This window comes from Ruegeria aquimaris (assembly GCF_025751555.1).
Classification (GTDB): Bacteria; Pseudomonadota; Alphaproteobacteria; order Rhodobacterales; family Rhodobacteraceae; genus Ruegeria_B; species Ruegeria_B aquimaris.
In genome coordinates this window covers 1-15071 of record NZ_JAOWLB010000040.1, presented here as the reverse complement: position 1 = coordinate 15071, position 15071 = coordinate 1, and the positions used below count along the sequence as shown (strand labels likewise).

Annotated in this window: 13 protein-coding genes and 1 tRNA gene; 5 read left to right on the top strand and 9 right to left on the bottom strand. The window is 56.8% G+C overall.

Annotated features, from left to right (window positions below; genetic code table 11):
- Window positions 1-177: 177 nt before the first annotated feature.
- The 3 genes from OE747_RS24065 to OE747_RS24055 form a co-directional block, all read right to left on the bottom strand.
- A complete protein-coding gene (locus OE747_RS24065; protein WP_263830973.1) occupies window positions 178-930 on the bottom strand; it encodes a prephenate dehydrogenase/arogenate dehydrogenase family protein in 753 nt (250 codons plus the stop codon).
- A gap of 189 nt (window positions 931-1119) precedes the next feature.
- Window positions 1120-1599 carry a DUF2244 domain-containing protein gene (locus OE747_RS24060; protein ID WP_263830972.1) on the bottom strand — a complete coding sequence of 160 codons (480 nt, stop codon included), beginning with the start codon at window positions 1597-1599 and terminating at the stop codon, window positions 1120-1122.
- A 38-nt stretch (window positions 1600-1637) separates the two neighbouring features.
- Entirely contained in the window at window positions 1638-2525 is an 888-nt protein-coding gene (locus OE747_RS24055) for a glycosyltransferase family 2 protein (RefSeq protein ID WP_263830971.1), read from the bottom strand.
- Between the two features lie 275 nt (window positions 2526-2800).
- Between OE747_RS24055 and OE747_RS24050 the strand changes: the two genes are divergently transcribed.
- Window positions 2801-3295, top strand: a complete 495-nt coding sequence (locus OE747_RS24050) for an L-2-amino-thiazoline-4-carboxylic acid hydrolase (protein ID WP_263830970.1) — start codon at window positions 2801-2803, stop codon at window positions 3293-3295.
- Between the two features lie 73 nt (window positions 3296-3368).
- On the opposite strand, the gene ctaD is transcribed toward OE747_RS24050, so the two are convergent.
- Entirely contained in the window at window positions 3369-5027 is a 1659-nt protein-coding gene (gene ctaD, locus OE747_RS24045; RefSeq protein WP_263830969.1) for a cytochrome c oxidase subunit I, read from the bottom strand.
- 400 nt (window positions 5028-5427) lie between these two features.
- On the opposite strand from ctaD, the gene OE747_RS24040 reads away from it, so the two are divergent.
- Window positions 5428-5880: an MmcB family DNA repair protein gene (locus OE747_RS24040; protein WP_263830968.1), complete on the top strand. Its 453-nt coding sequence runs from the start codon at window positions 5428-5430 to the stop codon at window positions 5878-5880.
- A 9-nt stretch (window positions 5881-5889) separates the two neighbouring features.
- On the opposite strand, the gene OE747_RS24035 is transcribed toward OE747_RS24040, so the two are convergent.
- Entirely contained in the window at window positions 5890-6081 is a 192-nt protein-coding gene (locus tag OE747_RS24035) for a DUF6324 family protein (protein ID WP_263830967.1), read from the bottom strand.
- Window positions 6082-6159: 78 nt separating this feature from the next.
- Here OE747_RS24035 and OE747_RS24030 point away from each other — a divergent pair, with 78 nt between their 5' ends.
- The 3 genes from OE747_RS24030 (at window position 6160) to OE747_RS24020 (ending at window position 9205) form a co-directional block, all read left to right on the top strand.
- Entirely contained in the window at window positions 6160-6642 is a 483-nt protein-coding gene (locus OE747_RS24030) for a GNAT family N-acetyltransferase (RefSeq protein WP_263830966.1), read from the top strand.
- 46 nt (window positions 6643-6688) lie between these two features.
- A tRNA-His gene (locus OE747_RS24025) sits at window positions 6689-6765 on the top strand.
- 742 nt (window positions 6766-7507) lie between these two features.
- Complete coding sequence (locus OE747_RS24020; protein ID WP_263830965.1) at window positions 7508-9205, top strand: M10 family metallopeptidase C-terminal domain-containing protein; 1698 nt, start codon at window positions 7508-7510, stop codon at window positions 9203-9205.
- Here the strand turns inward: OE747_RS24020 and OE747_RS24015 are convergent.
- The 4 genes from OE747_RS24015 to OE747_RS24000 form a co-directional block, all read right to left on the bottom strand.
- Window positions 9202-9966, bottom strand: coding sequence for a SapC family protein (locus tag OE747_RS24015; RefSeq protein WP_263830964.1), 765 nt, complete (start codon window positions 9964-9966; stop codon window positions 9202-9204). The genes OE747_RS24020 and OE747_RS24015 overlap by 4 nt on opposite strands.
- 83 nt (window positions 9967-10049) lie before the next feature.
- Entirely contained in the window at window positions 10050-11513 is a 1464-nt protein-coding gene (locus OE747_RS24010) for an HlyD family type I secretion periplasmic adaptor subunit (RefSeq protein WP_263830963.1), read from the bottom strand.
- A gap of 3 nt (window positions 11514-11516) precedes the next feature.
- Window positions 11517-13259 carry a type I secretion system permease/ATPase gene (locus tag OE747_RS24005; protein ID WP_263830962.1) on the bottom strand — a complete coding sequence of 581 codons (1743 nt, stop codon included), beginning with the start codon at window positions 13257-13259 and terminating at the stop codon, window positions 11517-11519.
- Between the two features lie 176 nt (window positions 13260-13435).
- The coding region (locus OE747_RS24000; RefSeq protein ID WP_404818359.1) for a hypothetical protein at window positions 13436-15071 on the bottom strand (1636 nt) is incomplete at its 5' end.

Sequence of the window (15071 nt, the reverse complement as noted above, 5' to 3'; positions counted from 1 at the left end):
TCGGGGCGTCGACCTTGCGCAAAAGATGATCGCTGGGCGCCAACCGCTCCAGCGTCGCCATCTCAAGCGCGGTTTGCCGTGGCGAAGGCTTTCTCAACAGACCCCATTGAATCAAAAGCCCCCGCACAACGCGAGGGCTTTGTCAGCAGTTTGAGGCCCGCTGGCGTGGACCTTTTTTCAGTCCGGGGCGGCATAGGCGCGGTCGAGCCCGGCGATCAAAGCCTGGAATTCCGCCCGTACCGGTGCCGCAAATGGATTGGCGCTTTCGATCGCTGCCAGCACGCCGGGCGGATCGTGGCGGACCATATCGGCCGCCTGTATGAGCAGATCGAAACTGGTCGTGGTCATCCGGCTGGGCAGGGGGGCCATGCGGTGCAGGGCTTGCGCGATCAGATGGGTCAGCCCCTGCACCGTCGCTGCCTCGCGGTCATGCGCCTCGGGCGTGGTGATGATCACCCGCAGCCCCAGACGCGCGCGCAGAAAGGCGGCTACCGGCAGGTGGGCCTTGCCCCGGATCGGGCAGATCGCGATCTTGCGGCCCGCTATGCCGTCTCGCGCGCTTTGCGGGCCGAACAGCGGATGGGTGCCCACCAGCCCCACATGCGCGGGCAGATGTGCCCGCATGATGGCGGCGGGGCCTAGTTTGACCGAGCCCACATCGGCCACCACCGTAGCGGGCCGCAGATGCGGTGCAATGGCGCGGCAGGCCGCCGCCATATCGGCCACCGCCATCGCCAGGATGACCAGATCGCACCCCGCCGCCTCTGATAGGCTGGTGGCGGTGGCACCCTGGGGCAGGGCGGTTCCCGGGACCAATGCAGGGTCGTGGACCAGGCAGGGAAGGTGCGGCGCAAGATGGGCGGCGACGAGGCGCCCAAAGGCGCCAAAGCCGAGGAGGCCGATGGAAGAGAAGGTGAGATGACAGGACATGACAGGCTCCGAAGGGGCCGCGATGCCGGGTCATATGGTCTGGGCTTAAGGATGTTCGGACCGCCGGATCGCGGCGGTTGAACAGAAAATGCAGCCGCCGTTATGAGAACGGCGGATAATAGACGGTGCTGATGAAGGCGAACGTCGGTTGCATGGGGTGTGAGTAGCGGTCTGCGAACCACCTGTCAATCACCGCGCCAGCGCTCGTTGCAGTTCGTAGTAGAGCGCGATGCGCTCATCCTCGGACAGGAAGGCGCCGATCTCGACCTCGCGCCCGGCGCCCTGAAGGGTGACGTAATAGGGCACCGGTCCGCCCTGTGCATGCATCGTGGCGCGCGCCCAGTACCGGTTGCAGTCCCATTCCTGCGTCGCGCCGCGCGGATTGTGCCGTACCAGATGCGCCCGCTCGGGATCGAGCGTCAGCACTTCCAGGACGCGGCGCTGGCGATAGTTCATCTCGATCGCCAGCCACAGCCCCGCGACCGAGATCAACAGAAACGGCAGCAAACCCCACAAGAGCTTGGACCCGAGTACCGCGATCAGGGGCATCGAGCCGAACGCAAAAAGCGTCAGGATGAACGCCGCCGCCCCGCGCGGAGGCAGCGAGTTATGCGGCCAGAGATGCAGTTCCCGCACGCTGTCCGCGCGCTGTTTCCAATCATAGGGCATGGGCGAAATCTATCACCTGCGCGCCCGGCGTCCAGTGCTCAGCCGAGCCTCTCGACCTCGTGATACTGGAGCAAGTCAAATGCTTCCATCCGGGCGCGCAAGCTATCGGACAGCAGGCTGACGCGGTCGTAAAACCCGCTGAGGATCGCAACCAGATCTTCCTCGGCCGGTTTCTCTGGCCCGGTGGTTTCCGGCGCCACCAGCGGCAACAGATCATAGCTTCCCGTGCGCAGGTTATAACCGGTGTCGCGCATCTTCCCCATCGTGCGCTTTACCCAGAGATCGCGGCTCTCGCAGTGCATATGGGCGATATGAGCATCGTTCAACTCGAAGATCGCGTTGTGGACCTCGGGTGCCGAGGGGCGCGGGAAATGGATGCCGTGGCTCCAGCCGGAAAGCCCGGCGCGCAGGATTGATTTGCCCTGGTAATGCCCGAACAGGCCATTGCGAAACACATGCAGATCGTCGCCATAGACATGCAGCCGGGCGCGATACTTCAGATGCCGGACCGAGCGCCGGAAGGGTACCTGCCCATTGGAGGTTTCGCCGGTCAGCATCGGTTCCACCGTGCCCAGATGTGCGGTCTGAAAGCTGCCGGGAACGCGAGCCAGCAGTTCTCCCAGAGTCGTGCCTTGGGTCAGCACCAGTTCGTCGGCATCGAAATGCGCCTGCCAGTCGGTCAGGCAGCGCTCATATGCGACCCTGCCGTTTAGCAGCTGCCGTCGTTCGACATAGGGCGGTCTGCGCCGGTCCATCCGTGCCCAATAGGCGACATCGCAGCGCTGCGTGATCACTCCGGGCTGATTGGCAAATTCGTCATATGCCGGGTCATCGGGATTGTCGAAGAACAGGTGCACATAACTGGCCCCCATGGTCAGGTTATGTTCGACAAACCGTCGAAGAACCTCCACAGGTTCGCACACCATGGAGAAAACACTCCATGTCTGCCGCATCTCTGCCTCGCTTGTTGTTCTTTATTTTAGCTAAAAACGCCATAAATCCATGCTCTTGACCAGCGCCACGCTGCATCGACAGTGTCACGGTCAAAGAGCGTTGGCTTTTTGCAACGCTATCCAAGGCTCTGTCTCTGTCCGCCGCCGTTACCCGTCGTGTTCTGCTGGGTGTCTGATTTTGAGTAAACGGGTCGGTTTGAGTGTAGAATGCCATCGAGAGACATAGTCGTCTCCAAGGGAGGGATGTGATGAACAAGGACAAGGGGACGGCGCTCACGCTCATGCAGCGGGTCGAGGTTCAGACCGAGGTCCTGGTGCCGCTGCTGCGCCACTTGCGTGCTGAACTGGGCGAAGAGGCCGCCAATGCACTGGTCTATCCAGTGCTCCGCGACAGTATGAGGGAATGGATCGCTTCCATCGCTGCGACCGATGGGAACCCCACCGAAAACTGGCGGGAAACCTCTGACAAGGTGGCGACGATGTTTACCGGTGATCTGGACTTGAAAGTGGTCGAGCAAGACGACCGGACCCTTTCGGTTGATGTGATCCGCTGCCGGTATGCCGATTTCTTCCGTAATCTCGGCGAGCCTGATCTCGGCGCAATCCTGACCTGCGAGCTAGATAACCATATCGCAGACCGTTCAGCCCCCGAAGTTCGGATGATGCGCGAGACAACGATCATGGCCGGTGGCAGGTGTTGCCCGTTCCGATACCAGATCGCGCCGGATGCGCCCTGCGACTGACCTGATGACGGCGGCTTGGCAAAAGAAAACCCCGCCAAGGCGGGGTTCTCCGTTTCCGTGGTCAGCCTTACGCTCAGTGCGCGTGGCTCTTGTCCCAGTCTTCCTGCTTGGGCAGCGTCTCGAACGTATGTTCGGGCGGCGGGCAGGGCAGGGTCCATTCCAGCGTGTCGGCATATTCGTTCCAGTAGTTGTTCTGGGTGACGCGGGCGCCACGGGTCAGCGTGTAGAACACGATGACAAAGAACAGCAGGAACGAGGCGAACGAGATGAATGCACCCCAGGACGAGATGTAGTTCCAGTAGGCGAAAGCTTCCGGATAGTCGATGTAACGACGCGGCATGCCCTGACGGCCCAGGAAGTGCTGGGGGAAGAAGGTCAGGTTGGCACCGATGAAGAACATCCAGAAGTGCACCTTACCCCAGAACTCGGGATACTGACGGCCCGACATCTTGCCCAGGTAGTAGTACATACCGGCAAAGATCGCGAACACGGCACCCAAGCTCATCACGTAGTGGAAGTGTGCAACCACGTAGTAGGTGTCGTGATAGGCACGGTCCAGCGAGGCCTGGCTGAGCACAACGCCGGTCACACCGCCGACGGTGAACAGGAACAGGAAGCCGAAGGCAAAGAGCATCGGCGTCTTGAACTCGATCGAGCCGCCCCACATGGTGGCAATCCAGCTGAACACCTTGACGCCCGTGGGCACCGCGATGACCATCGTGGCCAGCATGAAATAGGCCTGCTGGTTCAGCGACATGCCGACGGTGTACATATGGTGCGCCCAGACGACAAAACCCAGCGCGCCAATCGCGATGATCGCCCAGACCATCGGCAGATAGCCGAACACGGGCTTGCGCGAGAAGGTGGCGATGACATGAGATATGATGCCAAAGCCGGGCAGGATCACGATATACACTTCCGGATGGCCAAAGAACCACAGGATGTGCTGGTACAGGATCGGGTCACCGCCGCCTGCCGGATCAAAGAAGGTGAAACCGAAGTTGCGGTCCATCAGCAGCATGGTGATGGCGCCGGCCAGAACCGGCAGCGACAACAGGATCAGCCACGAGGTGACAAAGATCGACCACGAGAACAGCGGCACCTTGAAGAGCGTCATGCCCGGAGCGCGCATGTTCAGGAAGGTGGTGATCATGTTGATCGCACCCAGGATCGAGGAGGCGCCCGACAGGTGCACGGCAAAGATCGCCAGATCCATCGACATGCCGCCCTCGGTGGTGCTCAGCGGCGGGTAGAGAACCCAGCCCACGCCCGAGCCCAGCTGGTCGTTCCCGCCCGGTGACAGCAGCGAGGCAACGCCCAGCGAGGTCCCGGCGACATAGAGCCAGAAGCTGAGGTTGTTCATGCGCGGGAAGGCCATGTCCGGCGCACCGATCTGCAACGGCATGAAGAAGTTGCCGAAACCGCCGAACAGTGCCGGGATCACCACGAAGAACATCATCAGGACGCCGTGATAGGTGATCATCACGTTCCAGAGGTGCCCGTTGGGGGTGCAGGGGTCGGCCATGAAGCCTTCCATGCACATGTACTGCACGCCCGGATGCATCAGCTCGAGCCGCATATAGACGGTCATCAGCACCGAGATCAGACCGGCGATGGCCGAAAAGATCAGGTACAGGATCCCGATGTCCTTGTGGTTGGTCGACATGAACCAGCGGGTAAAGAAACCGCGGTTGTCCTCATGCCCGTGACCATGAATGGCTGCGTCTGCCATTTAGGTGCCTCCTTGCAGATTTTACGCGCAGCCCGGCATCTCCGGGCCGCGCGGATTCCCGCTGGTTTTAGAATGTGTGCCGTGCCGCATCAATGGCGGAGTTTGATCTGGATCAAGATAAATGGCCGCACCCCCCTTGAATCGAGAGGTGATTTTGGGACGGCGCGGCAAGTCGAGGCGGTTTTCGGGGTGGTACCGCAAGGGAGCTTGTGCATATCGCTCCATCCTATCAACCAGTCAGCATGGCGGTCTTGGCTGACGTCGAATCCGGACCGCTGCCCGGCATCAACAATATCCGCTTGAACCGGTCGGAAGGACGTCCGGAGCAAGAACGCCCATGAGGTGCCCCGAAAATTATCACGTCTTGATTTTTGTTCACTTATTGTTCACGTTGTGATGCATGGTACTCGATCTACAACCCGGACAGAGACTGGCGCGTGGCGTGGCGCGGCATCTGAATGCGCATGGCTTCGTTTCGATCGAGGAATTTGTCCCGGCGCGCGGCCTGCGTGTCGATGTCATGGGGTTGGGCCCGAAGGGCGAGATCTGGGTGATCGAATGCAAGTCAGGCCGGGCCGATTTTCTCGCCGACACCAAGTGGCAGGGGTATCAGGAGTGGTGCGACCGCTATTTCTGGGCGGTGGATTCCGAGTTCCCGACCGAGTTGTTACCCGCTGATACCGGGCTGATCATCGCCGATGCCTATGATGCCGAGATTCTGCGCATGGCGCCCGAACAAAAGGTTGCGCCGGCCCGGCGCAAGGTGCTGACACAGAGATTCGCCATACATGCCGCGCGGCGGTTGCTGGCGCTGCGCGACCCCGAAGGGCACGGGGTCTTTACCTATGACTGATGTCCGGCGTCAGCGCTTGCCCATGGTCCGGGCGGCCTGGGCCGCCGCGCGGATTTCATCGGCGATTTCCTCGGCTTCCTCAGGGTCGAAATCCATCGGGATCTCGATACCGTTTGCGTCGATGAAAAGCCGCACCATACCGGCGTCGGTTGGGCCGATCTGAAGATTCGCCTCGATGTCGCGTTCGGTGTTGATGCCCATGTGTGCCTCCGGGAATGCTCTGGCCCGACTAGACTGGCGCGGGTTGAGAATCAAGTCGGTTGCAAGGTTAGATGGCGCATGGACAGTGTAACCCTGCGCCCGTTTCGGGCAGATGACACCCTCTGGCTGGTTGAACGGCACGGCACCCTCTACGCCGAGGCAGAGGGGTTCGACGACAGTTTCGCGCCGCTGGTGGCCGAGATCCTGGGTGCCTTCATCGCGGATCATGATCCGACCTGCGAACGGGGCTGGATTGCCGAAGAGGCCGGTCAACGGCTGGGCAGTATATTTTGCGTCCGGCTGGACGAGACCACCGCAAAACTGCGCCTGTTCCTGCTGGTACCCGAGGCGCGCGGGCGGGGCCTGGGCCGTCGTCTGCTCGACACCTGCATGGGATTTGCGCGCGACAAGGGGTATACGCAGATGCAGCTGTGGACCCACGAAAGCCACCGCGCAGCCTGTGCGCTGTATGCCGCCACCGGCTGGCAGTTGACCGACAGCAAACCGGTGCATTCCTTTGGTGTCGACCTGGTCGAGCAAACCTGGAAAATTACCCTCTGACCCTCTTGCAATCCGAAACCCGGTTGGGTACATCGCCCTTCACGGTGCCGCCTTAGCTCAGTTGGTTAGAGCGCTGGATTGTGGATCCAGAGGTCCCCTGTTCAAGCCAGGGAGGCGGTACCATGAAATCAAAGACGTAGCAGCAAGAGCACCCGAAATCCAGACACAGGACTCCCTTGGCGTAACGTTTGGGGTAACAGGTAAGGGTTTCGTGAAATCCGTCGGTAATCGGTCGCGGCGATCAGAATCAAGGGCTGCGCCTTATACCGCGCCGGAGAACTACCGAAAGAGATCGAGCCTGCGAAGTTAAGCGGCGATCGATATGTGGTTAGGGACGGCGCCGACCCCAACTGTTCAATCCCGGCATCTGGTGGATCGGATTTAGAGTGAATCTGTCTGGCTCCTATTTCCATATCTTGCAGATGTATTCATAAGGCGTGAGACCGTTGAGGGTCTTGAGCCTGCGTGCGCAGTTGCTGGTTTCCATGAAGGCCGTGAGGCAACCTGCAGACTCTCGTTATGAATGCGGGACCGGCAGGGGGCAGGCCAAGCCCAACCTCCCTGAGGCTCTCCACCAGTACCCGCGGATGCCTCATTTTTGCTTCATTCACGCCGCGTAGTTGACTGAATTCAGCGCGATGGTCCTGTCCTCCGAAAACAACATAAGGAAAGGTTGGGCTTATCGCGCCAGACCGCCTTGGGACACTTGTGTCAATACTTGGCGGACGCTGCCTCTGTGCTTGCGATCATCCATTGCCGCTAAAATCGGTAAGCTGTGGAGACACGGTGCTGCTGGGGGGCTGCACTGTATTGATTGTTTGCGACATGTAGTTCGAGCTGGTGAAGTTTCCTTCCGACGCCTAGCATGCCAAAATCGAGAAAGTCCAACGGGTCAGATAGTGGCGGAAACAACTTTCAGTTTCTGAAGGGAAGTCGTTCAGACGATATCTTCTATGTCTTCAGCGAGTTTGACACCATATCCGAACCCAGGAATGGCGGAATTGACACTGTCATTGCAGAGTCAAATTTCACGCTTGGAGATTGGATCGAAAATCTGACCCTTGTTGGCCAATTAGATCTGAACGGAACCGGAAACGAACTCGGGAACCAGATCATTGGTAACGATGGTGACAACGTTCTCCGGGGCTTGGACGGTAACGATACGTTGTCGGGTGGTCTAGGTTCCGACACCTTGGACGGGGGAGCAGGGGAGGACACGGCCGTGTTTTCCGGACTGAGGGAGGAGTACCGGATTGAACTCTCCGGTGGCTTTGTGGAAGTTACATCTCTATCTCCCGGACAGTACTCGGTAGACTATCTGCTGGATGTCGAGTGGTTTTCGTTCTCTGACGCGATGGTATCCGTTTCCTCCCTCGCGGTGCCGACGCCGGTAGAAGACCCTGTGGAACCTGTACCGGCAGAAAGCCTGTTGGTTCCGGTCTACGTACTTGAAGCGCTGTTGCCAGATGGTGCCAATGATACAGACATTCGTTGGAACTCGACGTCTCAACTTGGAAGCGCTACGACTATCACATTCTCCTTTCTCACTGAGGTGCCTGTCTACTATGGCGCAAATGCTGTCGAGCGTCAGGGCTTTCAGTCCCTGAATACTGGCCAAATGGAGGCAGTGCTGGCGGTGTTGGAGCATGTGCAAAGCTTCACAGGAATCAAGTTTGTAGAGGCGACAGGCGAGATCGGCGACATAACGTTCGGCATTGCTGACTTGCCCAAAGGAAGCGGGCAAGCCTATTCGCCGGGCACAACTGATGTTTCCGGTGATGTCTGGTTTGACCTTCAGGCCTTCGGTTCAGCCACACCGGAAGTTGGTGGCTCGGAGATGCTGCTGATACTTCATGAGTTGGGGCATGCCTTGGGGATGAAGCACGCACACGAGGGACAAGTGCTTCCTGCTTCAGAAATGAATAACCAATACACTGTGATGGCATATTCCCAACATCCTACATCGGCTGGGATCGATGCATCGACATACATGTCGTATGATATGGCAGCCTTGCAGTTTCTTTATGGGAGTAACTCTCAGGACACTTCTTCGGACGACGTCTATGATGTCGCCAATTTGGTTGATACCGTTCAGACAATTTCCGATTCCGGTGGCTGGGACGTTCTGGATGCGGCAGCTTCGGCCACGGATGTCTTGTTGAATCTCAATCAGGGTTCCTTCAGTACCTCGGGCACAGCGTTCGGCTGGTATCCTATCCGCGAAAACATTGCCGTCGCGTTTGGTACTGACCTGGAAGAAGCGCGGGGGGGATTTGGAAACGATACGCTGATTGGTAACGCCGAGAATAACGTTTTGATCGGCAATTCAGGGGCGGACGTGTTCGTGTTCCTGCCAAACTGGGGTGCAGACAGGATTGAAGACTTTCAGATTGGTGTCGACAAGATCGAGCTGCGCGATACCGGCGTCGGCTTTGACGATCTTAGCCTGATGAGCAACCAGTCCGGAACATTGTTGAGTTTCAACGGCAACACCATTCAAATCGACAATGTGATGGTCTCCGAACTTCAGGCGAGCGAATTCCTATTCGCAACTTCGGGCTAAGTATCTTTTGAGGACGCGTCAGGCCGTTCAGCCTGCAGATGCTGTATCAACGCGCGTCCCAAAACCTCTACGTTGCGCAGGGATTGGATATGAATGTGGATCAACTCCAAGTCGCCGGACTTGGCAAGCGCTCCCAACTCTCCTTCGGAAAGGGACATGAGTTTGTCGTGATCGACCGTCATGAAACCCTTGGTGACACCTTTGTCACCACTGGGCGTCTGAAACTGGACTTCACCGTCCCGCAGAAGGTCCAGTTCGACAAGGCGTTCACCGAAATCTCTGGTGATCTGAAACTGTTTCTGAAAGCTGGTGGTGAGGCCAAGCTTGTCCTTGGTGAATTCCGAAGCCTCGCCATTGTCGTCGAATAACTTGTCTCCCTTGCCCTGATCATTCAGTCCAGAAAAGCTTGAATCTATGCACAATACGTAATTGTTCCTACCCTCATCCTTGGAAAAAACGAAGGGGTAGCGTCTCAGAAAGGCTGGCAAATACCTGCCTTGCCATTGGCCATCCTCAGAGACACACAGGTTTTCGTTGTTGCGCAATCCAACCAGCGCGGATGGCATTGCGCCTTTTTCCGATTGTGCAAAGATGATTGGAAGCCCGGCTGCGACAAGTGGAAATTCTTCTGCAACGACCGGGATCGTATTCAGTTCCGCAGCGAAACCATATCCCCCGGAAAAATCAACGCTCAGGTTTCTGTGTACTTCTTTCGACAGAGGGACAGCGTTTTCATAAATCAAAAGCGATTTCTTGGCCATTTCAAGTCTTTCCTTTTAGTGGATTTCAACATGAGTGGAGTGGTTTGTGTGCACGTTAATCAAACTGATGTTCGTTCCGAATCTTAATTCTCCGCGCGGAAACTCCTGCGTAGACTGTCCGAAAATGGGCGTGCGAGCATATCAAGCAAGGTCCGGTCACCGGTGTAGATCATCACTTCAGCCGGCATACCTGCGACAAGCTTCAGATCTTTGGAAATCGTATCCAGTTCACCGGGATCAATCGCAACTTTTGCCAGAAAGTAGGGTACGTCGGTTTTTTCATCCACCAGACGGTCGGCTGAAACTGTAAGAACATTACCCCATATTCTAGGTAGATACCTCTGGTTGAACGCTGTCAGTACGACCTGGGCCCGCATTCCTGGCAAAACCGTGTCTATGTCCTGTGGACGAACCCTCGCGTCAATCAAGAGCGCCGCATCGTTGGGGACGATATCCAGGATCGGTTCTCCCGATCCAATCACACCTCCCGCCTCTGTAGTGACTCGGACATTCAAAACCTTGCCCGCTATGGGGGCGAAGACAACTGTGCGTGCCAAGGTATCCGCACGTTCAGGCAGCTGACTTTCAATAGCAGTCAGTTCCGTTCGAAGCTCCGCCAACTCGGTACTTGCCTCCTCCTTGAGTTGTTGGCGCGTTGCCAGAAGTTGGAGTTCGGTTTCGCCAATCCTTTGCCGATTGCGAGCTATAGATGCTTTGTTGAGGGCCATTTCACCGGTAATTTTTGCCTGCTCGCGTTCCAGTTCCAGCAGTACAGATTGGCGCGCCAATCCCTTGCTTCGCAACTCTCGGGTGCTGTCGATTTCGCTTGCGATTAGGTCTAGCTGTACATTCTGAGATACAATGACTTCTTCCAACCCGGATATCTCTTCATCCAACTGGGCAATTCGTTGTTGCATGATCTGTTCGCGAGCTTGCTGAACCTCACTCCGATCCTTGAATAAGGCTCGTTGCGTGTTAATGGTGAGATCAACCTTTGGATTTGAGCCGGACGAAAGCTCTTCCGGGAAAGCAATCTCTGATGCGCCGAGTTGTTCCGCTGTCAGTCGGGCCTCTAGAGCAAGCAGGAAATTCCGACGTTCTGCCAGTTCTTCATATCTGGCCAGTGCACGCGTGTTGCGAAGCGTCACAAGCGGCGTACCCGTATCTACGTTATCGCCTTCGCGCACATGAATGGCTTCGATGATGCCACCTTCCAAATGTTGTATTGTCTTTCGAGAGCCTTCGGGGCTCACGACACCCGATGCGATTGCAGCTCCTGCCAACGGAGCAAGGGCCGCCCACGTACCGAAGCCGCCGAAAAACAACACGATTACAGCATATCCCAAAACCCTTGTTCCACGAGTCACTCGTGCCAAAGAGCCGCTTTGGTAGACGAGTTCGGTCCGTTTGTAGCGGAAGAGTTTGAACAGGATGAATAGAAAGACTAGAACGATGGCCACGACCAAGACTACGATGGCTGGTTCTTCGTCCAGCCATCTTTGACCATTGGATACAACGGATTCAAGGAATTCATTGTCAAAAAGCATCTCTTAACCCTCCGGTGGGGCGGTTTTGAGCTGTGCGGGCTTGAGTGCCGCCTTTCCATCGGACTTAGGACCTGAGTTCAGGGGTACTTTCATCAGTGATTGCAGAACCTGATCCCGAGGCCCGAAATTTGCTACCTGACCTTCCTTCAGAACTATCACCATGTCCGCGACACGCAGCAGGTTCGGTTGATGAGCAACCATGACGATGGTGCGACCACGCTTCTTGAATTCGGTTAGCGCCCGCATCAACGCGACTTCGCCATCGCCGTCCAGATTCGAATTGGGTTCGTCCAGAACCAAGAGGGCGGGATCGCCAAACATAGCACGGGCAATCGCGATACGTTGTCTTTGTCCACCAGACAGCAGCATACCGGATGGTCCGACCTGTGTTTCATATCCATTAGGCATGTTCAGGATCATCTTGTGGGCACCGGCAAGCTTAGCGGCTTCGATAATTTCTTCGTCCTTGGTGGGCCGCATACGCGCAATGTTTTCTGCAACGGTACCCGGGAACAACTCTATCTCTTGGGAAAGGTACCCGACATACTGCCCTAGATCGGCAGGATCCCAAGTCGCCACATCGGCGTCATCTAGACGTACCGTGCCAAAGTCCGGACGCAACGCTCCGACCATGATCTTGCACAAGGTTGTCTTACCCGAACCGGACGGTCCGATAATTCCACATGCGGTTCCTGGGACAAGGCTGAAATCAATACGCTTCAGAATGGGAACGGATCCGTTAGGCGCCCTGTAATGCAACCCCTCGACAACCAGTTTACCTTCAGGCCGCGGCAACTTTAGTGTTTCAATGTCGTCGGGAACCGCGTTGAATAGGTCAGCCAATTGGGCTCGGCTTATCCTGAAAAGCGCAAAATTGCGCCAGGCGGTGATCGAACGTTCCACCGGGGACAAGGCGCGTGCCATGATCACCGATGCGGCAATCATCCCTCCCGGTGTGAGTTCCGCACGCAATACAAGTGCGGCCCCTGAGCCCAAAACCATGACCTGCATTGCCAGTCGGAGAACGCGGGACAATGTCGCGACACGCGCGTTGGTGTCCATCACATTGACAGCCCTGGCCCGAACCGGCCGGAGGCTTTCGCGCCATCGACCGATCAACGTGTCGGTCATGCCAAGTGCGCTGACCGTGCCCGCACCACTGACATAGGCACTGGCCGAATGCTGGGCCGCACGCAACTTCTTGTTCACTTCCGACTGCCGGGCCCTCGTCAAGCGATCGTTGATCAAGGCCAACAGGAATATGAGGATTGCTCCAATAAGAGAGATTGCTCCAAGAATAGGATGCAGAAGCCAGATGACGGCCAGGAAAACCGGCATCCAAGGCGCATCGAGGAAGGCAAGAATGGCATCGCCCCCCAGAAAATTCCGGATATCGGAAACATTTTCCAGGCTGGCCTCGGCTTTGCTGTCTTGGATTTTCGCTCTTATCGATCTGCGAACAACAATTGGAGCCAGCTCAGCTTCTAGCCACGATCCGATCCGTGTCAAAAGCCGTTTTCGAACCTGATCCAGAAGTCCATACACGATCAGCGATGCGATGACGATGACACTCAGCCAGATCAGCGTGTCGGTCGATCCGCTGGACAACACCCGATCGAATATCTGCATCATGTACATCGGCGTCGTCAGCAACAGGACGTTGACGAAGAAGCTGAAAATGAACAGAGCTGGGAACTGCCCCTTGGCCTCTCTAAGTATCAGTTCAAACTTGTTTTTCTGTTTCATTTGAAAAGATATCTGCTCTTGTTTCGCGTGTTTTCTGTCGCTCCGCATCTCGACGGGATATATGGTTTTGTGCCTGTTCGGATTGGCGGAGCGATCTGCGCAAATTTCATTGCCTCAGCGGTAACTGGAGCGGCGCCGGGGCGCCGCTCCTGAGTGATAGATAAGGCGATCTCTTGTCAAATGCCGTCAAAATCATCGGCTTCGACTTCGAAATTGACCATCTCGAAATGGTGCCCCTTACCGAGTTGGATGCCATCTTCGTCTGCGTAGAGATCACCCACTTCATCCAGCAGTTCGATCCTGTAGTCCGAGGCTTTGCCCTTGTGAGTATAGACCGAGTTGTACCAGCCGTCTTCATCGGTGATCATGGTTTCTCTATGGACCCAAGAGCCATTTTCCCATTTGAAGAGTTCCAGGGTCGCGCCGCCAACACCTTCACCGTCATCCAGGTCTCCGTCGCCGTTTTCGTCATCCCAGACGAAACCGCCGAAACCCTTGCCGGAATACTTCTTGAAGTCGTTGTCGTTGTAGACGCTGTCCTCGCTAGTGGAAACGACATCCACGCCGTCGGCTCCGGTGGTGGCATAGAAGATATATTCTGTACCATCCAGGATCTGGTCCGATGCATAGATATCGACGTCGTTCGCCAAGTTTGCGCCCGGTCCTGGACCGTTGACAGCGTCGTTGTCGAGCATCTGCCAACCGCTGCTGTCCTCGGTCTCAAAGTCGAGGTGGACGTTCGCTGCGAAAAGACCATGTGCCGAGTTGTCGTCGTCGAAGGTGATGACAACATCGAAAGAGCCGTCTTCAGAATATACGTAACTCACTTCATACTCGTCACGCGACACTTCGGTGGCCTGTTCGAAACCGAAACAGATGTCCTGTGTTTCGGACAGGACCGGATCTGCCAGGTCCGTATAGACGTGGACTGCATTTTCAAAGAACGCGTCAGGAGATTGCAGCGCGAACCCGTCCGGTATGTGCAGCGTCAGTACGTTCGGATCATCGGATCCATCAGCAAACAGATCCTGGAAATCACCGAAGAAGTTGTAGAAATACTGCCCCGGTTGGGTCGAGTTCTGGGTGTACGTTCCGTACATGTCCGGCGAGAACATGACATTGAACGTCCCGCCGAACGTACAGAAACTCGAGTCGGTCACATATCCGGCGTTCAGCACAAAGTAGCCGGAGTCATCAGAGTCGCTGACTGGAGCGTCATTGACAGCCGTGGCGTTGACTTCGGCGATATTCCTGTAGCTGAAGATGCCAGAGGGCACGACAGACTTCGGTTCCGCCACATAGACCCAGCTTTCTCCGACGTCGAGCTCTCCATTCTCGTTCGTGTCGCCATCGTTGAAGTTGTTGCCGTCTTCGTCGACACCTACGATGTTCGGGCTTGTAAGCCCGGTATTGTCGAAATCGTCGGTTGGGTCGAAAGGCGTGCCATTGTCGTCGACGATAACGATTGAATCGCCGTCAATGGTGATGTTCCCGGAATTTGTGACCGTGTACATCCAGGTCACTTCATCCCCCGGCAGAGCCCCCTGTAGATCATCGCCGATCTCGTCAATCTCGCCATCCGTTGTGAACAGGATGGTTTGCTTGTCTATCTCGATCGCCGGGTTCTGCACCACCGGTACGTCTTCGCTGTCCTCGACCGGATCGGTCTCGGTGCTGTCCGCGGTTGCGGTGTTGTCGATGTCGCCGTCGCCGCCGCCGTTGTTGTCGATATCGTCCTGGGTGATCGCGTAGGAGGTCGAGATCGTGGTGCTCTCGCCCACGGCGAGGTTCGCGATCGTCTCGCTGGTGCCG

What these genes read in the sequence shown, in the direction of transcription:
- OE747_RS24065 (WP_263830973.1), bottom strand. Translation starts at nt 930, where the DNA reads ATGTCCTGTCATCTCACCTTCTCTTCCATCGGCCTCCTCGGCTTTGGC.
- OE747_RS24060 (WP_263830972.1), bottom strand. Translation starts at nt 1,599, where the DNA reads ATGCCCTATGATTGGAAACAGCGCGCGGACAGCGTGCGGGAACTGCAT.
- OE747_RS24055 (WP_263830971.1), bottom strand. Translation starts at nt 2,525, where the DNA reads ATGGTGTGCGAACCTGTGGAGGTTCTTCGACGGTTTGTCGAACATAAC.
- OE747_RS24050 (WP_263830970.1), top strand. Translation starts at nt 2,801, where the DNA reads ATGAACAAGGACAAGGGGACGGCGCTCACGCTCATGCAGCGGGTCGAG.
- ctaD (WP_263830969.1), bottom strand. Translation starts at nt 5,027, where the DNA reads ATGGCAGACGCAGCCATTCATGGTCACGGGCATGAGGACAACCGCGGT.
- OE747_RS24040 (WP_263830968.1), top strand. Translation starts at nt 5,428, where the DNA reads ATGGTACTCGATCTACAACCCGGACAGAGACTGGCGCGTGGCGTGGCG.
- OE747_RS24035 (WP_263830967.1), bottom strand. Translation starts at nt 6,081, where the DNA reads ATGGGCATCAACACCGAACGCGACATCGAGGCGAATCTTCAGATCGGC.
- OE747_RS24030 (WP_263830966.1), top strand. Translation starts at nt 6,160, where the DNA reads ATGGACAGTGTAACCCTGCGCCCGTTTCGGGCAGATGACACCCTCTGG.
- OE747_RS24020 (WP_263830965.1), top strand. Translation starts at nt 7,508, where the DNA reads ATGCCAAAATCGAGAAAGTCCAACGGGTCAGATAGTGGCGGAAACAAC.
- OE747_RS24015 (WP_263830964.1), bottom strand. Translation starts at nt 9,966, where the DNA reads ATGGCCAAGAAATCGCTTTTGATTTATGAAAACGCTGTCCCTCTGTCG.
- OE747_RS24010 (WP_263830963.1), bottom strand. Translation starts at nt 11,513, where the DNA reads ATGCTTTTTGACAATGAATTCCTTGAATCCGTTGTATCCAATGGTCAA.
- OE747_RS24005 (WP_263830962.1), bottom strand. Translation starts at nt 13,259, where the DNA reads ATGAAACAGAAAAACAAGTTTGAACTGATACTTAGAGAGGCCAAGGGG.